This is a genomic window from Reichenbachiella sp. 5M10 (assembly GCF_002742335.1).
In the GTDB taxonomy this organism is placed as follows: Bacteria; Bacteroidota; Bacteroidia; order Cytophagales; family Cyclobacteriaceae; genus Reichenbachiella.
Map to the genome: position 1 here is coordinate 3,698,420 of NZ_MDGR01000007.1, position 20,740 is coordinate 3,719,159.

The 20,740-nt window shown below is 47.4% G+C and carries 16 protein-coding genes; 6 read left to right on the top strand and 10 right to left on the bottom strand.

Translation table 11 applies throughout. The features are described 5' to 3' along the window. Positions 1-90 precede the first annotated feature (90 nt). From BFP72_RS14900 to nadC, 3 genes are all read right to left on the bottom strand, one after another. A complete protein-coding gene (locus BFP72_RS14900; RefSeq protein WP_099599896.1) occupies positions 91-1,278 on the bottom strand; it encodes a DUF418 domain-containing protein in 1,188 nt (395 codons plus the stop codon). 191 nt (positions 1,279-1,469) lie between these two features. Beyond that, positions 1,470-1,946, bottom strand: a complete 477-nt coding sequence (locus BFP72_RS14905) for a YcxB family protein (protein ID WP_099599897.1) — start codon at positions 1,944-1,946, stop codon at positions 1,470-1,472. Then, complete coding sequence (gene nadC / locus BFP72_RS14910; RefSeq protein ID WP_099599898.1) at positions 1,946-2,812, bottom strand: carboxylating nicotinate-nucleotide diphosphorylase; 867 nt, start codon at positions 2,810-2,812, stop codon at positions 1,946-1,948. Before nadC ends, BFP72_RS14905 begins: the two co-directional genes overlap by 1 nt. A 95-nt stretch (positions 2,813-2,907) precedes the next feature. Between nadC and ade the strand changes: the two genes are divergently transcribed. After that, complete coding sequence (ade, locus tag BFP72_RS14915; RefSeq protein WP_099599899.1) at positions 2,908-4,533, top strand: adenine deaminase; 1,626 nt, start codon at positions 2,908-2,910, stop codon at positions 4,531-4,533. A 249-nt stretch (positions 4,534-4,782) separates the two neighbouring features. On the opposite strand, the gene BFP72_RS14925 is transcribed toward ade, so the two are convergent. Next, positions 4,783-7,185 carry a caspase family protein gene (locus tag BFP72_RS14925; RefSeq protein ID WP_099599901.1) on the bottom strand — a complete coding sequence of 801 codons (2,403 nt, stop codon included), beginning with the start codon at positions 7,183-7,185 and terminating at the stop codon, positions 4,783-4,785. Between the two features lie 186 nt (positions 7,186-7,371). Here BFP72_RS14925 and BFP72_RS14930 point away from each other — a divergent pair, with 186 nt between their 5' ends. Together BFP72_RS14930 and BFP72_RS14935 are read left to right on the top strand one after the other, a co-directional pair. After that, positions 7,372-9,498 carry a cation:dicarboxylate symporter family transporter gene (locus BFP72_RS14930; protein ID WP_099599902.1) on the top strand — a complete coding sequence of 709 codons (2,127 nt, stop codon included), beginning with the start codon at positions 7,372-7,374 and terminating at the stop codon, positions 9,496-9,498. 10 nt (positions 9,499-9,508) lie between these two features. Beyond that, positions 9,509-10,111 (top strand): trimeric intracellular cation channel family protein, encoded by a 603-nt coding sequence (locus BFP72_RS14935; RefSeq protein ID WP_099599903.1) that lies wholly within the window; start codon positions 9,509-9,511, stop codon positions 10,109-10,111. Here the strand turns inward: BFP72_RS14935 and BFP72_RS14940 are convergent. The 6 genes from BFP72_RS14940 to BFP72_RS14965 form a co-directional block, all read right to left on the bottom strand. Continuing rightward, positions 10,104-10,616: a hypothetical protein gene (locus tag BFP72_RS14940; protein WP_099599904.1), complete on the bottom strand. Its 513-nt coding sequence runs from the start codon at positions 10,614-10,616 to the stop codon at positions 10,104-10,106. The genes BFP72_RS14935 and BFP72_RS14940 overlap by 8 nt on opposite strands. 180 nt (positions 10,617-10,796) lie before the next feature. Beyond that, complete coding sequence (locus tag BFP72_RS14945) at positions 10,797-11,066, bottom strand: hypothetical protein (protein ID WP_099599905.1); 270 nt, start codon at positions 11,064-11,066, stop codon at positions 10,797-10,799. Between the two features lie 472 nt (positions 11,067-11,538). Further along, on the bottom strand, positions 11,539-12,804 hold the full coding sequence (locus BFP72_RS14950; RefSeq protein ID WP_099599906.1) for a toxin-antitoxin system YwqK family antitoxin: 1,266 nt from the start codon (positions 12,802-12,804) through the stop codon (positions 11,539-11,541). A 59-nt stretch (positions 12,805-12,863) separates the two neighbouring features. After that, on the bottom strand, positions 12,864-13,874 hold the full coding sequence (locus tag BFP72_RS14955) for a 3-oxoacyl-ACP synthase III family protein (RefSeq protein ID WP_099599907.1): 1,011 nt from the start codon (positions 13,872-13,874) through the stop codon (positions 12,864-12,866). A 144-nt stretch (positions 13,875-14,018) separates the two neighbouring features. Then, the gene (locus BFP72_RS14960) at positions 14,019-14,720 is read right to left on the bottom strand and encodes an SOS response-associated peptidase (protein WP_099599908.1); all 702 of its coding nucleotides are present in this window, start codon (positions 14,718-14,720) and stop codon (positions 14,019-14,021) included. Beyond that, positions 14,717-15,682, bottom strand: coding sequence for a YheT family hydrolase (locus BFP72_RS14965; RefSeq protein WP_099599909.1), 966 nt, complete (start codon positions 15,680-15,682; stop codon positions 14,717-14,719). Before BFP72_RS14965 ends, BFP72_RS14960 begins: the two co-directional genes overlap by 4 nt. A gap of 184 nt (positions 15,683-15,866) precedes the next feature. Here BFP72_RS14965 and BFP72_RS14970 point away from each other — a divergent pair, with 184 nt between their 5' ends. The 3 genes from BFP72_RS14970 to BFP72_RS14980 all read left to right on the top strand — a co-directional run bounded on the left by BFP72_RS14970 (position 15,867) and on the right by BFP72_RS14980 (position 20,541). Beyond that, complete coding sequence (locus BFP72_RS14970; RefSeq protein ID WP_099599910.1) at positions 15,867-17,492, top strand: dihydrolipoamide acetyltransferase family protein; 1,626 nt, start codon at positions 15,867-15,869, stop codon at positions 17,490-17,492. 101 nt (positions 17,493-17,593) lie between these two features. Beyond that, positions 17,594-18,145 (top strand): ATP-dependent protease subunit HslV, encoded by a 552-nt coding sequence (hslV, locus tag BFP72_RS14975; RefSeq protein WP_099599911.1) that lies wholly within the window; start codon positions 17,594-17,596, stop codon positions 18,143-18,145. A 191-nt stretch (positions 18,146-18,336) separates the two neighbouring features. Further along, positions 18,337-20,541 (top strand): T9SS type A sorting domain-containing protein, encoded by a 2,205-nt coding sequence (locus BFP72_RS14980; RefSeq protein ID WP_099599912.1) that lies wholly within the window; start codon positions 18,337-18,339, stop codon positions 20,539-20,541. The last annotated feature ends 199 nt before the right edge of the window (positions 20,542-20,740 follow it).

A 20,740-nucleotide genomic window follows, 5' to 3' on the forward strand; every position in this document is an offset into this window, starting at 1 on the left:
ATCTAAAGAGTTTATATTGGAGGGCAATCATACAGAGAATTCAGACCAAGAACCAACAACCTCTACGAAGATTTCTACACTGCCTCCAAGCTAGTTTTTGATAGGAATACTGAAATCACGATAAGTCAAGACTCTCCACAGCCACTCCATCGGGCCATAACGATGGTGCTGCAACCAACACCAGCTGATTGCTGCCTGAACCGTAAAAATCACTCCCCCCAACACAAGACTCCACACCGCTCCTACCGTAGCATACCATCCTAATCCAAAACCATAAAACAATACGACTCCAAGTATTGCCTGAGACATGTAGTTGGTCAGACTCATTCGCCCATAGGCTGAGAAATAGACGAAAAGTTTGATTCTACTTTCTAAAAACAGGAATATCAATACAAAAACGCTGCAAATCGCCAAGGTATAAAAAACATTGAGGTAGGATTGAACAGTAGTAGTCACTAGCGCTTTCTGAGTGTCGGTCCAAGCAAAATCTTCGATCGCCCCCACGTAAAGATTGAACAGAAGCATGATCAACAAAGTAAAGTAGCCCAAGAACACCACTTTGGAACGGTACAGGCTGAGCTGCTCCAAGAATTGATGGCGAGCCATCACCAAACCGACCAAAAACAACGCCATCAACTGAAAGAATCTGCCGTTGTGATAAGTCCAAGCCCATACTACGACCCGTGCACGGTACAGATTGTACTGTAGTACTTCTCCCAACGTCCCTGCAGAATAAATCCTCTCTCCCTCTTCGAAATTACCATCCCCGTAGTAAGGAGCATAGACAAACTCAGGATCCATGAAAGATGTGGCGACCAAATACAATAACACAGGTTGTAAAATCAATAACCCTGCAATCCATAACAAAATCCTAGAAGGCACCCCATAAAACACCATCATTGGCATCCCCATGAGCGCGTAGATGTGCAAGATATCTCCACGATAGATCATCGAGTGCAACAGCCCCATGCCCAACAAGATCACCAAGCGCCACGCAAAAATTGGCCGAAAATCCACTCCCTTCATTTCCTGCCGGTTCATCTGTATGAAAAAGCTATAGCCAAACAACAAGGCAAAGATAGAATAGGCCTTGCCACTCACTAAAAAAATCACCGCTTCATACACCTGTTCATCATAGCTCGTCACCCAAGATGAATCAGCATTCGTCGGCAAGAAAACCTCAAAATGCTCAATGCAGTGAATCAAAATAATCCCCAAAAGAGCAAACCCTCTGAGCGCATCGATGATTGGTATACGCGGTGAACTAGACGACATCATTCTATTTTGACTAGGGATAAAACATTAGACCCAATCAAATCTAATCAAGAAGCTCCAGCCATCAAGTCCCCAGCTATCCTTCGGGATATATGCCCTGCGGCATTGGTACATTTCCCGTTTCTACACAGACGAAAAAGGCTGCCTCACCCATGGTGAAACAGCCTTTTCATGACATCCTATTTCCTCTATGCTTATTCTTTGATCATTCCTTTTCTCTTGAGGATCGTTTCGACAAACTTGATCTCGTTTTGCGAATTGAAGATTCTAAACGGCAAGTGAATCATCTGAGCCTTGCTCATCACCAGCAGAAAATGATCCTTGGCTACTTGGGCCTTCTTGATGCTCTCCCATTTGAGGGGCATCCCCTGCTTGGAGTTCAATTTGATCAAAATCTGTTGACTCGTGATTTCGTAGCTCAATTTCTCAAACATAAATTTGCCCTGCTCGAGTTGAGAGATCCCTGCAAACTGGATCAACCAAAACAAACCATACAACACCAAAGCTATCGAAGCACCGATGATCCACCACAGGTTAGGTATCCAGAGATACCCTCCACAGATGGCTAGGTAAATGAGAGCCCCCCACCATTGGTCTTTGATCAAATTGCCAAAAGCCAATTTGATAAAGGTGCCATTTGCCAATTGGTATTTTTTCGTTTTTACTATCATTATTTTTTGTTTACTGCTTTCAAACTTATGTCCATACTGCTGTACGAGTGTGTCAACGCTCCTACGGAGATGAAGTCCACGCCTGTTTCAGCGATTTCTTTTATGTTCTTTTCGGTCACCCCGCCCGAGGCCTCGGTACTGCACTGTCCATCGATGATCTGGATGGCTTCACGCATCATCGACGGCAGCATGTTGTCAAGCATGATCACGTCGACACCTCCCACCTCTAAGGCCTCTCGCACCTCGTTGATGTTTCGGGTTTCTACTTCTATGCGCAGCTCCTTGCCTTTTTTATTCAAATAACTCTTGGTCGCACTCACCGCTTGTGTGATCCCACCGGCATAGTCGATATGATTGTCCTTGAGCATGACCATATCGTAGAGCCCAAAGCGATGATTGACTCCTCCTCCGATCTGCACAGCCCATTTTTCACACAAGCGAAAATTTGGAGCGGTCTTGCGGGTATCGAGTAGCTTGGTCTCCGTGTGTCGGATCATCTCTGTAAGCTTGCGCGTATACGTCGCGATTCCACTCATTCGTTGCATACAGTTGAGTACAAGACGCTCTGTCGACAGGATCGAACGAGCCTTTCCCTTCACCATCAACCCGATTTCTCCTTCTTGAACCTCCTGACCATCCTTTTTGAGGAGGGTCACTTCCAGACTTTCGTCAAAACGATGAAAAATCCATTCTGCCAAAGTCAACCCTGCAATCACACCATCACCTTTGATCAGCAACTTTGCCTCTTGCTCCAAATCCTCTGGGATAGCCGCGAGCGTACTATGATCCCCATCACCTAGGTCTTCTTTCAAGGCAGCATCAATGAAGGCATTGACCGCCGATTTTGTCAGATACTTGATATTCACGCGGCAAAAATATACAAGGCGTTTATTTTATCTACCAGCTGTATGAATATTTTGCCACTCCTTAGTACTTTGCCTCCTCTGACAACACGACTATCATGACCACAATCTCAGGACAACTCATCGACATAGCCCAAAAAGAAATCTATCCTGCCAAAATAGAAATCGCCAAGGGGCGAATCATCAACATAGAAAAAACCAATCTCGCTCCAGATCAATTCATACTACCTGGATTCGTCGATGCTCATGTCCACATAGAAAGCTCAATGCTCGTACCTTCGGAGTTTGCTCGTATGGCCGTCGTACATGGCACAGTCGGCACGATCTCTGACCCACACGAGATTGGCAATGTCCTCGGGGTGAAAGGGGTCGAATATATGATCGACAATGGCAAAGAGGTGAATTTCAAGTTTTATTTCGGTGCGCCCAGCTGCGTCCCTGCCACACCCTTCGAAACGGCCGGAGCAGAAATCAGCGTCTCAGACGTCGAGTATCTCCTGCAGAAAAAAGAAATCGTCTACCTCGCCGAAATGATGAACTGGCCTGGCGTCCTATTCAAGGACCAAACTGTCTACGACAAATTGGCCATAGCCAAGAAACTCGGCAAGCCCGTAGATGGGCATGCCCCTGGGCTCAAAGGAGAACAGGCTCAGCAATACGCCGCGGCAGGTATCTCTACCGATCACGAGTGCTTCACCGCCCAAGAAGCCCTCGACAAGCTCAACAGTGGCATGAAAATCATGATTCGTGAAGGCAGTGCCGCAAAAAATTTTGAGGCACTCATTCCTCTGCTCGATGAGCACTATGCCCACATGATGTTTTGTTCGGATGACAAACACCCCGACAACCTCGAAGAAGGCCACATCAACTTGCTCGTCAAACGAGCTCTCGCTCAAGGGATCGACCTCTACAAAATCTTGCAAGCCGCCTGCATCAATCCCGTACAGCACTACGGCATGGAAGTAGGCCTCCTCCAACAAGGCGACCCTGCGGACTTCATTGTCATCGACAACCCGGACGACTTCAACGTCCTCGAAACCTGGATCAATGGACAGCTAGTCGCTCACAAAGGAAAAAGCATGATAGAATCCCTACCCGTATCGGTGATCAACAATTTTGATTGCCTACCCAAATCTCCTGAAGATTTCAAAGTGACGATTACAGGCAGCAAGGTCAATGTCATGGAAGCACTCGAAGGTCAACTCATCACCAACCTGCTCCAATACGACAGTCTACTCATCGACAACCCACAGCAAACCAACACCGACCAAGACCTCCTCAAAGTAGCCGTCATCAACCGCTACCAAGAAGCCAAACCATCTATAGGTTATATCAAAAATATCGGGCTAAAATCTGGAGCTATCGCCTCCTCGGTCGGGCATGATTCACACAATATCATCGTCGTAGGAGTCGATGACGAATCCATCTGCCGTGCAGTCAACCTCATCATCGCTGCACGTGGCGGTGTGTCGGCCATCAAGGATGACCAACAAAAACTACTAAAATTGCCCGTCGCAGGCATCATGTCAGACCAGGATGGATACCAAGTTGCCAAATCGTATGCAGAGATAGATGCCTTTGCCAAATCCCTAGGGTCTCCGCTAGACTCTCCATTCATGACGCTATCATTCATGGCGCTACTTGTCATCCCCAAGGCTAAAATGAGCGACATGGGCTTCTTCGATGGAGAGAAGTTTGAGTTTATGAAGGTCTTTGAGGATTAATAATGAACAACAGGTTACACCCAATAGAGTATCTTGGTTTATACGTCCGTTGGATATTCAATCAATTATTTCCACAGGAACCCTACACCCAACAAGACTCTTTCCCCTCTTTCCGAACCAAACACTATCGTGAAAAACAAAACTTCGCACTAGGCCTGACCACACTCTATATTCTCGTCTGCATTGCCATAGTCATAGCTGCAGCATTTCAATAGTATGTATTCAGTACCCACTTCCAAAACCACATGCTTAGTCCCCCAAGACCAATGGAAAATCTTGTCCTGAAGACCAAGAACGAGGAAACTGAGACTCGCCATGATACTGATGAGTCAAGATGGGTATCTGATCGTTGAGGTATGCCTCCAGCTCCTTTACCGTGATTTTCTTGTCGCGCATACCGCCATCTGCTGCCCCAGCAAGTCCCTGTAGCAATGCATACGTAAACACCCCGTGTCCGAGTTCGTCAAACTCCGTCGCGTACTGCTCAGAACCTGTAGAAGCCAAAAGAGTCGCTCCAGACGATCGTGCCAATTGCACGATGGCCTTTTCTTCGGCCGCTCCGCGACGCGCAAATGCCTCCACTGCTCCGCCACTCTGACATGCATCCAAGACGACCATCTGCTTCTGTGCCAAAATATTGACGGTCAACTGCTTCAACTCACTCGCCGACACCCCATGTGCTTGTAGCATACTCGTCTTGCCATAGAGCTGCGTCACTCCTGTCAATGCCAAATAAAACTCCGGACTAGCCTCCTCACTCATCACCCCATGCCCTGCATAAAAAAACACAAAAACATCCTCTGGTTTTGCCCGAGAAGCGATGCTTTGTAGAGCAGCAAGGGTACGCTGGCGATTGGCGTCCTGGTCATACAGTACATCCACATACACCGCATCAAAGATACCCTCCGACCGCAACTGCAGTTCCCTCACCACAGACCGTGCATCCGAGACCGCATAGTTGAGGTTGTACGCCCCGTTGACATACTGATCCACCCCTACAGCAAGCACATATAGATCTGCAGTGGCTTGCATTCCATGATACTGCACACGAATTTGATCTCTACCCGACTCATATCCTTTGATGCTGACTGCCTTGGCAGCAATGACATTTTCTCCCTTGATTAGCGAGACCGTGTAGCTCTGAGCAAACCGGTCATTCACAGGCTTGAAACCTCTACTTTCTCCCTCCACAAGTTTTCCATTCACATACAGGAGAATCTCAGCGATGGGGTCACCTTGAGGTTGTGCTTCGACCATCACAGTCACTTGAGCATCTTTGGATACATAACCATCCTCTGGATTCACGATCTGCACCGTAGGTCTCTGACTCATCACTTGCGACAGGTCACTCGCCTCCGACACCTCATCTTTGAGCAGGGCAGACAACAGCCCAGGTGTAAACGATTGACTGAAGGCTGTCGTGAGAGATCCTCTCTTGGTGATCTGGCCTTCTGCATCGTACGACCGCCACTCCAACTGCTCGATAGCCCCAGCCGTACCGTCCACACGCCCATCTCTCGCCACGACGACCCATTCCCCATCACTGACATATATATCAGCGATCACCTTCTTATGTTTGGCACTCAGCAGGTTCAATATTCCATTGGGGTTACATATCAAAAACTGCTCACCTTTGCCTACCTTCAGGACGATTGATGTCTCTGTCGAGGATTCTCCTGGCTTCACGTATTTGACGGATTCTTCCATCACTATACGCATGGACTCTAGGTCTATCATGATTGCCTTTCCTTGAGACCCCAAATGAGAGACCAAATACTTTTCCCTTTGGTCTAGGACTAGATTGACACCCACATCTTTGAAATCCTCGACTACCTGATGCGTATACCTATCCAGTACTCGGATATTGTGCGACACTCCGTCTCCTCCCGTCTTCATGTAGGAGTAAAATAAATACTTCTTAGAAAGCAGTGTAATGAGAGGCACCCCATCTGTTATTGTGATTCGCTCGGGGCTCGCTCCTCCTTCCACAGGATAGATCATGAGCCCATGTTTATTTTGCACATAATCATGTTCGACTCCAGTCAAATACTGACCATCTGTAGAGAGCGTCCCCGAACTAAACGGGTATCGCCCCACTTCGACGAGCGTCTCTCCAGATCTCCTCCACAAACGCGTCTCGGGTGAGGCACTGGAAAAATTCATCGATAATACAAGATCCTTTTGTACACCAGCAAACGATTGACCATCCGGCAGAGATAGCAAAAACCTCCTTTGTCTCGTCCTCGGATCAATCACATCAGTGGTAGCCTGACCGAGTGCCTCCTCCAAGAATTTTGACGTGTCTATATATTGTCCCCAGATGTCTTTGTACTGTACGCTCGCCAAATTATTCTCAAAAAAATACAGCGATTGATTCCGGCCATGATACAAAAACTCCCCGGATTCCAAATCCAAAAGATTGGCAGAAATCTTCATGTTCATTTTAGTATAATCACTTGACACTTCCGTATCTTGATGGTTGATTACCAAGTATTTTCGGTCATCGTCTATACTGCCTATCACGATACTGCTGCTCCCTGGCTTAACCTCTTTTGGCTCCCCTTTGACCGACAAATACAAGTCCTGACCTTGCGCCTTGGTCACGAGTACTATGCCAAACAAACAACCGATTACAATACAAATCCTTCTCATGAGAATCAATCCTTACATGGTTTACTCGAGCAAAATAAATACTTTTTTCAAAGTGCTATATTTCTTCTCCAAAAACCTATTCACACCCGATCTTTTACCCCTGCAATTCCTCCAGTACACAATTACCCAAGGGATTGATTGCGTTTCGAATCTTTCCATTTAATTTAGAAAAAATATTCGTCAAAAATGAAGTTATCAACCAAGATACTGATTGGACTTTTTCTAGGAATCTTCACAGGCGTTTTTCTGGGAGAATACGCTGAACCTCTCCATTATATCGGTGATGCCTTCATCGGATTGATGCAGATGACGGTCATGCCGTACATCCTCGTCTCTCTCCTCAGCAATATCGGAAAAGTAAAACTCAGTGAACAACGGGCACTCATCAAGAGTGCGGCTGTCGTTTTAGTGATTTTATTAATTTGCGGGCTCGGTGCGGTTTTTTTGCTCCCGATGTTTTTCCCTACTTGGGAGTCCTCATCCTTTTTCAGTTCGAATCTCGTCACCCTGTCCGAGCCGCTCGACTATATCCGAATTTACATCCCTCACAACATCTTTGGCTCCTTAGCGGAAAACGTAGTTCCCGCGGTAGTGCTCTTCGCTATCATCGTCGGTGTAGCTCTCAACTCCATCCCCAACAACACCAAATTCATTCAAGCACTCGACGTATTTGGTGACGCGCTCAACATCGCCAACAAACACATCGTCAAACTGACACCTTTTGGGATTTTTGGAATCGCTGCACACACCGCTGGTATGATGTCGCTCGACGAGCTCGGTCTCATCCAAGTCTATGTCGTCATCTATACGGTCGCTGTGGTGATCCTCGGATTGATATTCATTCCGCTTGTCGTCTCGGCGGTGACACCTTTCCGTTTCAAAGATTTCTTAAACATCCCTCGAAGCACCTTGCTGACCATATTTGCAACAGGAAAAATCGTGATCCTCCTCCCTCAACTGATCGAAAACGTCAAAGAGCTTTTCAAAAAATACAACTACGAAGACGACCAAATCGATTCATCCGCCGAACTCATGCTACCCTTGGCCTACCCCTTTCCCAATCTCGGCACGCTAGTTATCATGGTTTTCGTGCCTTTCGCAGCGTGGTTTGCTGGCAAGCCATTCACCGTCGGGGATCAATTTGGTTTCTTAGGTTCAGCACTGCTCAGCAGCTTCGTCGCTCCTATCACAGGCATACCCTTTTTGATGGACACGCTCAAACTGCCTCAAGATATCTTTCAGCTGTTCATCGTGAGTACAGCCTATACCGATCGCATCCGTGTAGTACTTGGCTCCATCCACTTGTTTGGACTGACTGTCATTGCGATCGCCTACGCCCGAGGACTCGTCAAAATCCACGCACTCAAACTTACACGAGCCTTTGCCATCACAATAGGTCTTTCGTTGATTCTCTTGCTGCCATTCAAGTTTTTGATCGGGGAGTCATTTCAGGAATCTTTCGACAAATATGAATCATTCATGCAAATGGATATCACCACGCCACGAGTGGTACAAGTCATACCCGACTCTACCGAATACTACATCCCCTCATCCATCCAAGCCATCCAAGAAAAGGGGTACGTCCGAGTAGGCTATATGTCCGACGCACTCCCTTACGTGTTTTTCAACGAGCACAACCGAAAAGTCGGACTGGATGTCGAGCTGATCAATCTATTTGCCTATGAGATGGGCATCAAACTACAGTGGATTCAAATCGACCGCTCCGAGATCACCCAGGCCATCAACGAGGGGCGTATCGATATTTTCGCATCGGGCGTACCTGTCTTGGTGGACATCATGGACAAGGCGGAGTTCTCCGAACCTTACTCTGAGATGAACCTCTCATTGCTCATCAAAGACCACAAACGAGACAAGTACAAAGACATCAATCACATCATCCAAAACGAGGAAGCTTATTTCGCCACCAACCAATCTGACTACCTCAAAACACGAATCACCGAAGAGCTACCAGGTACGCGCTTTGAGCAAGTGGAATCTGTCCGTACCTTTGTGGAAGGAGACTCCAAAGCCGACGCGATGTTTTTCTCAGCAGAGGCGGGGTCGGCCTGGACCCTCGTCTATCCCGAATACTGCATCATACACCCCGAAGGCCTACACATCAAAATGCCAGTCTCGTGGATGATGGCCAAAGACAACCTCGAACTGGTCCGGTTCATCAACAAATGGATCGAACTCAAACAATACGATGGCACCATCGATCAGCTATACTCCTATTGGATACTGGGCGAAGGTACCAAGAAAAAGGAGCCCAAGTGGTCCATCATCAGAAACGTCCTTCACTGGGTAGAATAACAAGCAAACTATGGATTTCATATATACACTCAATTTAGTAGGTACGGTGGTCTTTGCCATATCCGGTGCACTGACCGCTTCGGATTACAAAATGGACGGGTTTGGCTCTGTGGTCATTGCCTTCATCACCGCACTGGGAGGTGGCACCATTCGCGATCTCCTCCTCGACTACCATCCCATCGGGTGGGTCGGTGACCCCTACTACCTCTATGCGGTATTGATTGCGGTATTGCTGAGCTATTTGTTCAAGCGGTGGATCGTCAAGCTGCGACGCACCATGTTCTTATTTGATACGATTGGGATCGGATTATTCGCCGTGCTCGGCACCCAAAAAACCCTCGGGCTGGACATTCACTACAGCATCGCTATGATGATGGGGGTAATATCTGCTGTATTTGGGGGAGTGATGAGAGATGTACTGATTGGGCGAGTGCCTTTGATTTTTCGTAAGGAAATCTATGCCACAGCGTGCCTCGCGGGAGTGATCATCTACGTTCTTCTCTTGCCGCTGGCTTTACCCTACTACTTGACACTGATTATTCCAATTACCTTCATCATGGTCATCCGACTATTGGCCGTCAAATACGAATGGTCCCTGCCAGGTATCAAATAAAAACTTGATACATCAACACGGCGATACGCAAAACAAACAACACATAAATCCAATAGATCTGACGGGTGACAGCAGCAAGTGCCACGATCACTAGACTCAGAATACGAAACATCGTCTCAGACTCCAATACTCCATCGTACTGAAAATGTGCAGCAATGAACAACCCCAATAGAATCATCAGCAAACGGTATTTGCTCTTGAAGTACTTTTGGGTATCGACGGACTTGAGATCCTCAGGAGTAAACACGTGCGAAATCGCCAAAAAAAGCAGGGGAGGCATAAGATACGACAGGAAAGTACCGTAGGACTGGAAGCTCTCATCGAGGTGCGAATAGAACTGGTAGAAGTTGTGAAAGGCAGTTTCTAGCAGGGCTACTCCTGTCAAAATAAAAGGCCAATAAGGCTGCTTATCCTCAAAAAAACGCCTCCAAGGAGACACCAGTTCGGCAATGGCTATGCCGTACAACAACAGGGGAAGAATGGAGAAATACTCTTGTGGCTGCATATCTTTCTGATTTAGGCTCAATAATAGTGTGCTCTCAAGAAGATACCAATGTCACTCAGGGCATATAATCGGTAAAACACTTGAATTCCCATATTTGATTTGTCCCCTCTCCATCAAGTGAACTTGACCCAGGCCTAGGGACAAACAAAAAGGATCTTCGCCCTCCCTCTGCATAGTAACTCAAGCCAAGAGAGGCATAGTCGTCTGGGGGCATACTTTATCCTCTAACATCTCACATATATACCCCGCAGCATGCATGGTATTGATAATGCGCTCTGGATTCACCCGTTCTCCTTCGACCCGAAGTATACTGTGACCACAGGGAAAAGTAAGGTCTGTATCACTAAGGTCAAAATTGATTACCCACTCCGCAAAATCTTTTTCAAAAACACTCATCATCTGTACTGCTTGAGCCTGATCCCGAATATCTGTCACAAAAACTTCTACCATAATTTCGATTAGATTAAAAAATCAATTTCAACAAATGCAACAATATTGCAGTTATAAAACATTAGGTAAGACCTTACAACAACAAGGACACTATTTCTCCTGCTCCAAGTCTCTTGACAAGCACAGATTTCAATTCATCAATTGACTTATTAGTACGTACCCTTTATGCTTACAGCGCAGCAACAAAGACAAATGATACTTCAATAGACTTTAAATTCTTTCTCAGTACACACTTTGTCTACCCTCCTTTATATTTTATACTTTTGGCTAGCACCTACTGGACAACCTGACAATGAAACGGTCCGCTACCAAACTAACATCATCATCATAGACGAGTCTGGACGAATGTCCCATCGCATAGATACCCTACTCAAGTCAACAATCGCAAAGGCGAATGGATTGCTGACATTCCAAATCCCTTCTAGCAAGGGCAACATAATGCTATGTAAAAAAGAACATCACTCTAGACAATCTAAAAGCGTTTCTCCCGAATGACCTTGCCACGTTTATTGTAGTAAGTCCATTCACCGGTGGCCTTATTGTCCTTGTACCGACCCGTAGATTCTAAGGCCCCATTGTCATAGTAATACTTCGCCTCTCCTTGGGCATAGCCAGCTACGAAGTTTTCTTCGGACTTGAGCGTACCATCTGGGTAGTAGCTGTAGCGAATCCCCGTACCTTTGTGTAGCGTGCCTTTGGACAGAGCTGTCCCTTTGGGCGTGTAGAAATCACTGACCTCCATCAAGTAGCCGTTGGACCAATTTTCGTCTTGCTTGAGCTGACCTGTCTCATAGAAGTGCCCCCATGGACCATTTTTCAAATCTAACTTGAAACTTCCGATAGACTTGAGTTTGCCACTCTCATAATACTCCATCCATTGTCCGACCTTCTGATCATGAAGATACTGTCCCTCCAGTTCTAGGGCGCCAGAAGCGTAAAAGTACTTCCAATGGTTTTGCTTGAGATCATTTCTGTACTCCCCCACGGAGTAGACGACTCCATTTTCGGTCATATTGATCCATACACCTTTTTTTTGCCCTGACACAAACTGCCCCTCGACGCTGAGTGTACCGTCGAGAAAATACTCTTTGTATGGGCCATTGAGTACTCCGTATGCATAGGTAGCCCGCAAGCCCACCTGTCCGTTTTGGTTGTACTCGATATACTCTCCATGCAAATAGCCATTGAGGTAGTTTTCTTTGATAGACACTCCTCCATTGGCATAGTAGTATTCCCATTGTCCGACTGGCACATCCTTCTTGTACCGCTGCACGAATGTCCTGCGATTGTATTCATTGTACTCGATCCAGACGCTGTCCTTTTTGCCTTCGAGGTAGTACCCTGTGAGTGCCGCTCGGCCATTGGGGTAGAACTCTATGTACTCTCCGTCCAACTTGTTGTTTTTGAAAAAGGTCTGCATAATCGCCGACCCGTATTCATCGTATACGATATAGATCCCGTTCTTTTCTCCATTTTCAAGCTCGATCACTTCCGACGCACGATTGTTTTCATACAAGTACCATGTACTGTCGGGAGTACCGTCAGAAAAGTACCCACTTGCCACGTACTTGCCACGTGTATCCTTGTACACCCACAACCCCTGCTTGAACCCGTTGGTTTTCTTACCCGACCTCACCAATGAAGAATCAGAAAGAACCTGTAAATAAAAGTCCTGAGAAAAAGCAGTTGATGCTGCCAATAAAAACACCACTACGAGTGCACGTCGAATCCTATGCATAATAAAAGAAATATCAGTTGGTTTATACGAATGAATGGGGGCAAGGGATATGTATCAAACTACCAGCGAATCAAAGCAGAAGCCCATGTAAAACCACTGCCAAATGCAGCCAAACAAATCAGATCACCTTCTTTGACTTTACCTTCCTGCACAGCCTCACTCAACGCCAATGGGATAGATGCAGCCGTCGTATTGCCATATCTCTGTATGTTGTTGAACACCCGATCGTCTGGTAAATTCATTTGCTTCTGTATGAATTGACTGATCCGCAAATTGGCTTGATGAGGAATCAGCATATCTATTTGATCTGCGCTATACGCATTGGCCGTTAGTGCTTCTCCGATCACTTGCTGAAAACGCATCACTGCATTTTTAAATACAAAATTCCCATTCATGTACGGGTAATAGCGGATATCCTCTGGATCGTTTCGTTCGATATAGTTGGGAATCCAATCGGTCGTCGCTGGTGCAATCAGCGCCAATTCTTCAGCATGTTGGCCCTCCGAGTGCAAGTGTGTCGATAGTACACCACGCCCCTGCTCCTCTGTCGCCTGCATCACCACGGCACCAGCTCCATCTCCAAAAATCACCGACACACCCCTGCCACGAGTAGTCATATCCAATCCTCCACTATGCACTTCACTACCTACTACAAGGACCGTTTTATACATCCCCGTCTTGATGAACTGATCTGCGATCGAAAGCGAATAGATGAACCCAGAACACTGATTGCGAACATCCAATGCGCCGATTTCCTCTCGAAAACCGAGCTGCTGCTGCAACATGACTCCAGGTCCAGGGAAATAATAATCCGGACTCAATGTAGCAAACACAATGAAATCAATGTCATCCACGGCTATTCCTGCATTTTGGATAGCCATCCGTGCTGCTTTGGCACCCATCGTCGAGGTGGTATCCTCGCCCCCAGGCACGATGTGCCGGCGCTCTTTGATTCCCGTACGCTCTTGAATCCACGCATCGTTGGTATCCATGAGCTTTTCCAAATCGGCATTTTTTACCACATTCTCGGGCACATAGTGTCCAGTCCCTATAATCCTAGCTTGCTTCATGTCATTTCGTCTTATCCTTAGATACAATTGGCTTACTCCTCCAATCCACCCAAAAGGCAAAATAAGTCAATGCATTACCGTACCTAGCAAAATAGGTGCTAGATATTGATAATATAAAGGAGAAAAAAGAATAATCAAATGTGACTAATCAAAAAGGGTATAGTTTCCAAGTTGATCGACTTGGGCTTGCGGCTTGATCAGGTCCTCCGAATTGTTGCTGATCATCGTGATATGCGGAGAGACGGGGTGATTGGACAGCTGGTTCACTCCCTCTTTGCTCGACAGGATCTCTAGGAGTTCGTCCGTCGAACTGTAATCATCGAGCCACTTGCGTTCCATGTCTTTGGGTAGCACAGCTGGCATTGACTCTCCAAACTCAGGCACATTCGCATAGTTGGCCACCTCCACAAATTTGAACGTATAGTTGATCTTGCCATCCATGTCTTCGTACTCCTCCCATATCCCCGGCAGTGCGAGAATCGGCTCATGAGCCACATGAAAATAATGCGGGGTTTGACGTCTCTTACTGTATTGCTTCCATTGATAAAATCCATTGACTGGAATGATACAACGACGCTTATCGAGCGCATGACGAAGTGTAGTCGTCTGCACCAATTTATCTTGCGTCGCAGAGAGGAGTTTAGGAGAGATACTCTTATTGTTGGACCACTGCTTGTTGGTCCCCCAGTAAAAAAAAGAAATCCCCTTCTTGGAAGTGTTGACGATCACAGGAAGCTGCTGCGCTGGCGAAGCATTGTAGTTGGGCACTGTAAATTCCTCCCCTTCCAATCCAAACCGTTGGTTGATGTCTTTGAAATCTGAGAATATGGCGTAGCGATCAATCATGAAATAGTCTTGGAAATAAAGTCAAAGGCACGCTGCTCGGACCAATACACGCCTTGTGTACCGAACGAACTAAAACCTACATGACCTCCAAATTTAGGCATCTCAAAATAAACATTGTCGGATGTTTCAAAATTTGTTGTCTCATAGCACGACGGAGAGAGAAATGGATCGTTGAGAGCATTGACCACCAGTGTCGGAATTTTGATAGTTGGCACAAATCCCATCGAGCTACAGGTCGCATAATAATTGTCGGCCGTACCAAACCCATGCAAAGGAGCCGTCAGGCAATCGTCAAAGACGTAGACAGATCTTGCTTTGGCAATACGCACTAGATCTACTTTTCCCACCAGCAGTTCACTTTTTCTCCGTACTTTTTCTTTGAGTGCCTTCAAAAAACGTCGCGAATACACCCAATTGTGTCGTTTGTCGATCTCTGTCGCACATCCCGCCAGATCAAGAGGTACAGAAAACACCGCGGCAGTTTTGACCCGAGGGTCTACCTCGTACTCCCCCAGGTACTTCAAGGTCAAGTTGCCTCCGAGGCTAAAACCCGAAAGTGCCAACCCCTCGTATCCCCTGCCTAGAGCATACTGCACGACCTCATCCAAATCAGACGTAGCTCCACTATGATAAAATCGCTCCTGAAGGTTGGGCTCCCCACTACACCCCCGGTAATTCCAAGCGATCACATCCCAACCCTCTGCAAAAAACTTATTCACCATCCCCAGTATATACGGGCGCTCGCTGTCCCCCTCCAGTCCATGCGACACGATCAATAGTTTTTTGGCTCCTTGAGTATAACAATCCAAATCCAAAAAATCTTGATCACTCGTCTCCATTCTGACCCTCTTTTTCTTGGTTGGCCCTTTGATGCTACGCAATGTACTCGGCACGATCGTCTCCAGATGACGATTGATCAGCCATGAGGGACGCTTATAATTTGACTCTGGTATTAGTGGCATTTAAAAAAACTACTTAGTTGCAAGCCTCAAATTTAGATTTTTTGAATTATCTACTCGATTCATTTTGAAAACTATACGTTTTGGGATTACTCCCAACGGCATTTCCAATTTTAGATCGGGATATATTTGAAATAAGGTGCTTTTAAAGCTAATTTAGCGGCTCGATTTTTAACTAATCAAAAACATGGCAGAAGTAATAAGAATGCCAAAGATGAGTGACACCATGGAAGAAGGTGTAATCGCGTCTTGGCTCAAAAAAGTAGGAGATACAGTAAAATCAGGAGATATTTTAGCAGAAGTGGAAACCGACAAAGCCACTATGGAGCTTGAATCATATGATGATGGTACTTTATTGTATATCGGAGTTGAGGAAAAAGCTTCTGTGCCTGTCGACGGTGTGATTGCAATCATCGGAAACAAAGGTGAAAATGTGGACGACTTGATCGCATCAATCGGTAGTGGAGACAGTGCAACTCCAGCAGCCGAAGAAGCGCCAAAAGCAGCAGCACCTGCTCCTGCAGCGGCTCCTGCCGAATCAATCGATACCTCAGGAATCAATGCCACAGTCATCAAAATGCCAAAGATGAGTGATACCATGGAAGAAGGGGTCATCGCATCTTGGGTCAAAAATGTAGGGGATGACGTCAAGTCTGGTGACATCCTCGCTGAAGTCGAAACCGACAAAGCAACCATGGAACTCGAATCATACGACGATGGAGTCCTACTATATACTGCTGTCGAAGCAGGCAAAGGCGTACCAGTAGATGGCGTGATCGCTATCATTGGAGAAAAAGGCGCGGATTACGAGACTCTGTTGAAAGCAGAAGCAGCGAAGGCTGCCCCTGCAGCAGAGGCAGCTCCTGCTCCAGTAGCGGAGGCTCCCAAAGCCTCTCCTGCACCAACCGCAGCGCCAAGTGCTGCGCCTGCACCAGCTCCTAGTACTCCCAACGGCAGAGTAATTGCTTCGCCATTGGCGAAAAAAATGGCCGAAGAAAAAGGTTTTGACATTGCTAAAATCCCTGGATCAGGAGACGGTGGACGTATCATCAAAAGAGACGTAGAAGCATACGTACCTGCAGCTACTCCAGCAGCAGGAGGAGCAGTAGCCTCTGCAGTTGGCGTAGAAAGCTACGAAGACATCCCTGCGACTCAGATGAGAAAGGCCATCACCAAAAGCCTCAATGCGAGCCAATTTGGTGCTCCTCACTTCTACTTGACCATGGAAATAGACATGGACAAAACAATGGAAGCGCGTGCAAGCATCAACGAGATCGCTCCAGTAAAAATTTCATTCAACGATATCGTGATCAAAGCAGTCGCTGCTGCCCTCAGAAAGCACCCAGCGGTCAACAGCTCATGGATCAGTGAAACCAACAGCATCCGCATGAACCACCACATCAGTGTAGGGGTAGCCATGGCCATCGAAGATGGGTTGGTCGTACCTGTCGTCAAATTCGCAGACAACAAGTCATTGGCTGAGATTTCTGCAGAAGTCAAAGAGTTTGGCGGCAAAGCCAAAGCGAAAAAGCTCGGACTAGACGAAATGCAAGGCAATACCTTCACTGTATCCAACTTGGGTATGTTTGGTATTTCTGAATTCACATCTATCATCAACGCCCCAGAATCTTGTATCCTTGCTGTAGGAGCCATCAAAGCAACTCCAGTGGTCAAAAACGGGGAAATCGTACCAGGCAACATCATGAAAGTGACGTTGACATGTGATCACAGGACTGTAGACGGTGCAGTAGGTTCAGCATTCTTGCAGACATTGAAAGGTTTCATCGAAGATCCCGTTAGGATTTTGGTGTAAACCCTAGCATTTAATTGTAAAGCGACTGTTTCAATCACCCCAGTGTATTTGAAACAGTCGCTTTTTTATTTCGTTCACTTGGGTCTAAACACTACGAAGACATGTCAAACTATCCAAAAATAAGATCTACCACCGTATGCGCCATCAAGCACAACGGCCAAGTCGCCATCGGCGCAGATGGGCAAGCCACCCTCGGCAACACTGTCGCGAAGAGCAACGTCAAAAAAATCCGTAAACTCCAAGACGGCAAAATCGTCACCGGGTTTGCAGGCTCTACCGCAGATGCCTTTACACTCCTGGAGCGCATGGATGAGAAACTCAACTCGTACGGAGGCAACATGAAGCGCGCAGCGATCGAACTCGCCAAAGACTGGCGCACCGATCGCTACCTCCGCAAATTAGAAGCCATGCTAATCGTCGCAGACAAAGAAGAAATATTGATCGTATCAGGTACTGGAGATGTACTAGAGCCCGATCATGATATCGCAACCATCGGCTCTGGAAGCATGTACGCTCAATCTGCGGCCCTCGCCATGAAAAAACACGCCGGAGACCGAATGACCGCTGAAGAAATGGTCAGAGAGAGTCTCAACATCGCCGCAGACATTTGCATCTACACCAACCACAACTTGGTCGTAGAGACCGTCGGCTAATCCAAAAACAGGAGGTCACACTTGGACAAAGAGCCCTGCGAAGCAATTCGCACGCCCTCCCCAAGTATCGGTTCCCCGAAGAAGAAATGTCCTCCAGCCAAAACAACACAAAGAAGGGTCAGTTCTCTCCGCGAAAACTGACCCTTCTGTTCTATAGCCTTTCTTTTTCGGATTTTGTCTAATTTGGACTCATGAAAATCCAGCTACTCTCCTTACTTCTTCTTTTCACCCTCCGCCCTGTGACCTGTCACGCTCAGTCTATCGCTCGGGACTGGAACGAGCTACTGCTCAAAGCCATACGAAACGATCTCGCCCGACCTACTGTCCATGCACGCAACCTATTTCACCTGTCTGCAGCCCAATACGATGCATGGGCTGCCTACGAGTCTGGTGCAACCCCCTATTTTTTAGGGCAAACCCATCGCGGGTTCCACATCGCATTCGAAGGGGCGCAAGTACCCGATGGCATGAGCAAACGCGAAGCACAAGAAATAGCACTCAGCATGGCCTATTATCGTTTGCTCAAGCACCGGTTTGAGCGATCGCCCGCCCTGGCTCACATCGAATTTCCTGCACGTGTACTCCTACGCACGGTCTACGCCGATACAGACTACACGCAAAGCACAAACTACCTCACTAGCCCTGCCGATTTGGGCAATTACATCGCCGAGCAGATCATCGCCTTTGGGCTCATGGACGGGTCCAACGAAGCGTCCGATTACCTCTGTAGATTCTACGAACCGACCAACAACCCGATGTATCCGGACGGCAATGGCAGCTCCAACATCTCCGACCCCAACCGCTGGCAACCTTTGGCCTTCGATGAATTTGTCGGACAATCTGGCATCAGCGAAGGTCCTGGTACACCCAAATTTGTCGGAGCTGAATGGGGGCAAGTTGCCCCTTTTGCGCTAGACGAATCAACCCTCAGCATCAAGCGACGAGACGGCCATGACTACTTGCTACACTTGGACCCAGGTCCCCCAACCTACCTCGAACTATCCCCTGATCGCCCCTCTCTGCAAGACTACCAGTGGGGTTTTGGGCTCGTCGCACAATGGTCCTCGCATCACGACCCTGCCGACAGTGTCCGCTGGGACATCTCGCCCAACGCGATTGGCAACATACCTTTGGATCAACTCCCAAAGTCTCCAAGTGACTATCCACAATTCTATGATTTTGAAAATGGTGGAGACATCAGTACAGGCTACACGACCAACCCCTCCACAGGCCAACCCTATCCTACACAAACTGTACTTCGTGCTGACTACACCCGAGTACTGGCTGAGTTTTGGGCAGATGGTCCAGACTCTGAAACCCCACCAGGGCACTGGCATGTCCTACTCAACTATGTCACAGACCATGACAAATTTGAAAGGCTGTACCAAGGACAAGGCACAACAATGGACGCCCTAGAATGGAACATCAAGAGCTACTTTGCACTAAGTGGTGCGCTACACGATGCGGCCATCGCCGCATGGGGAGCCAAAGGCTACTACGACTATATCCGTCCAATCTCTGCGATACGATCCATGGCCGAAAGAGGACAAAGTACAGACCCCAATGCCCCGCACTATCACCCTGCTGGACTCCCGTTGATTCCAGGCCAGGTCGAACTGATCACCGCAGACGACCCTCTCAACGCCTACGGGCACTTGGAAAACAAAATCAAAATCAGAGCATGGAAAGTCCCTGGGCGCTACTACGAGAGCAGTGACACGGCGACACATGTCGACTGGATCGAAGCTACACGCTGGCAACCTTACCAGCGCCCTACTTTTGTGACGCCTCCCTTTGCGGGGTATGTCTCTGGGCATTCTACCTTTTCGAGAGCTGCTGCAGAGATGCTATCGCTACTCACAGGGAGTGAGTACTTCCCAGGAGGAGTCGGAGAATTTCTTGCCGCGCAAAACAATTTTTTGGTGTTTGAAACCGGGCCTAGCGAAGACATCACTCTGCAATGGGCCCGCTACCAAGACGCTTCGGACCAATGCAGCCTATCTAGAATTTGGGGAGGCATCCATCCCCCAGTAGACGATATAGCAGGGCGCTTGATGGGGTACGAGATCGGGCACCAAGCCTTCGCGTTGGCCGAAAAATACTTCAACGGAACAATCCCTCCCAGCGAACAATCTCATGACATCCCGCGTTTCGTCTATGGGCCCAACCCTGTCAGCAGCACCAACCCAAAACTTACCATCACGCTCACCCAACCTGACGATCTCCCGAAAACGGTGAGTCTATACGACAGCTCTGGACAATTGGTCCTACGCCAAACCGAACACTATGTACAAGAAATCGTGCTCAATACAGTAGGGCTAAAAAAGGGGGTATACCTACTCACTCTGGAGACCAAAGTCTACAACGACCGCCTCAAACTGATCGTGACCCCCTAGCTTAGGAAGCCTTCGCACACCCAACTACAGCTGTCGGTCAAGACACTCCCTCAGTAGGAACTTCACAGTTTGCTCCATTTTCAAGAGTGCCCACAAAGCTTTGCAAACGACAGCCCCTCCAGCAACCGATAACAGCTAAAAACCTGTCAACAAAACATTTTCTCCCAAATAGGAGAAAAAAGAGAAAGCAATAAGTATC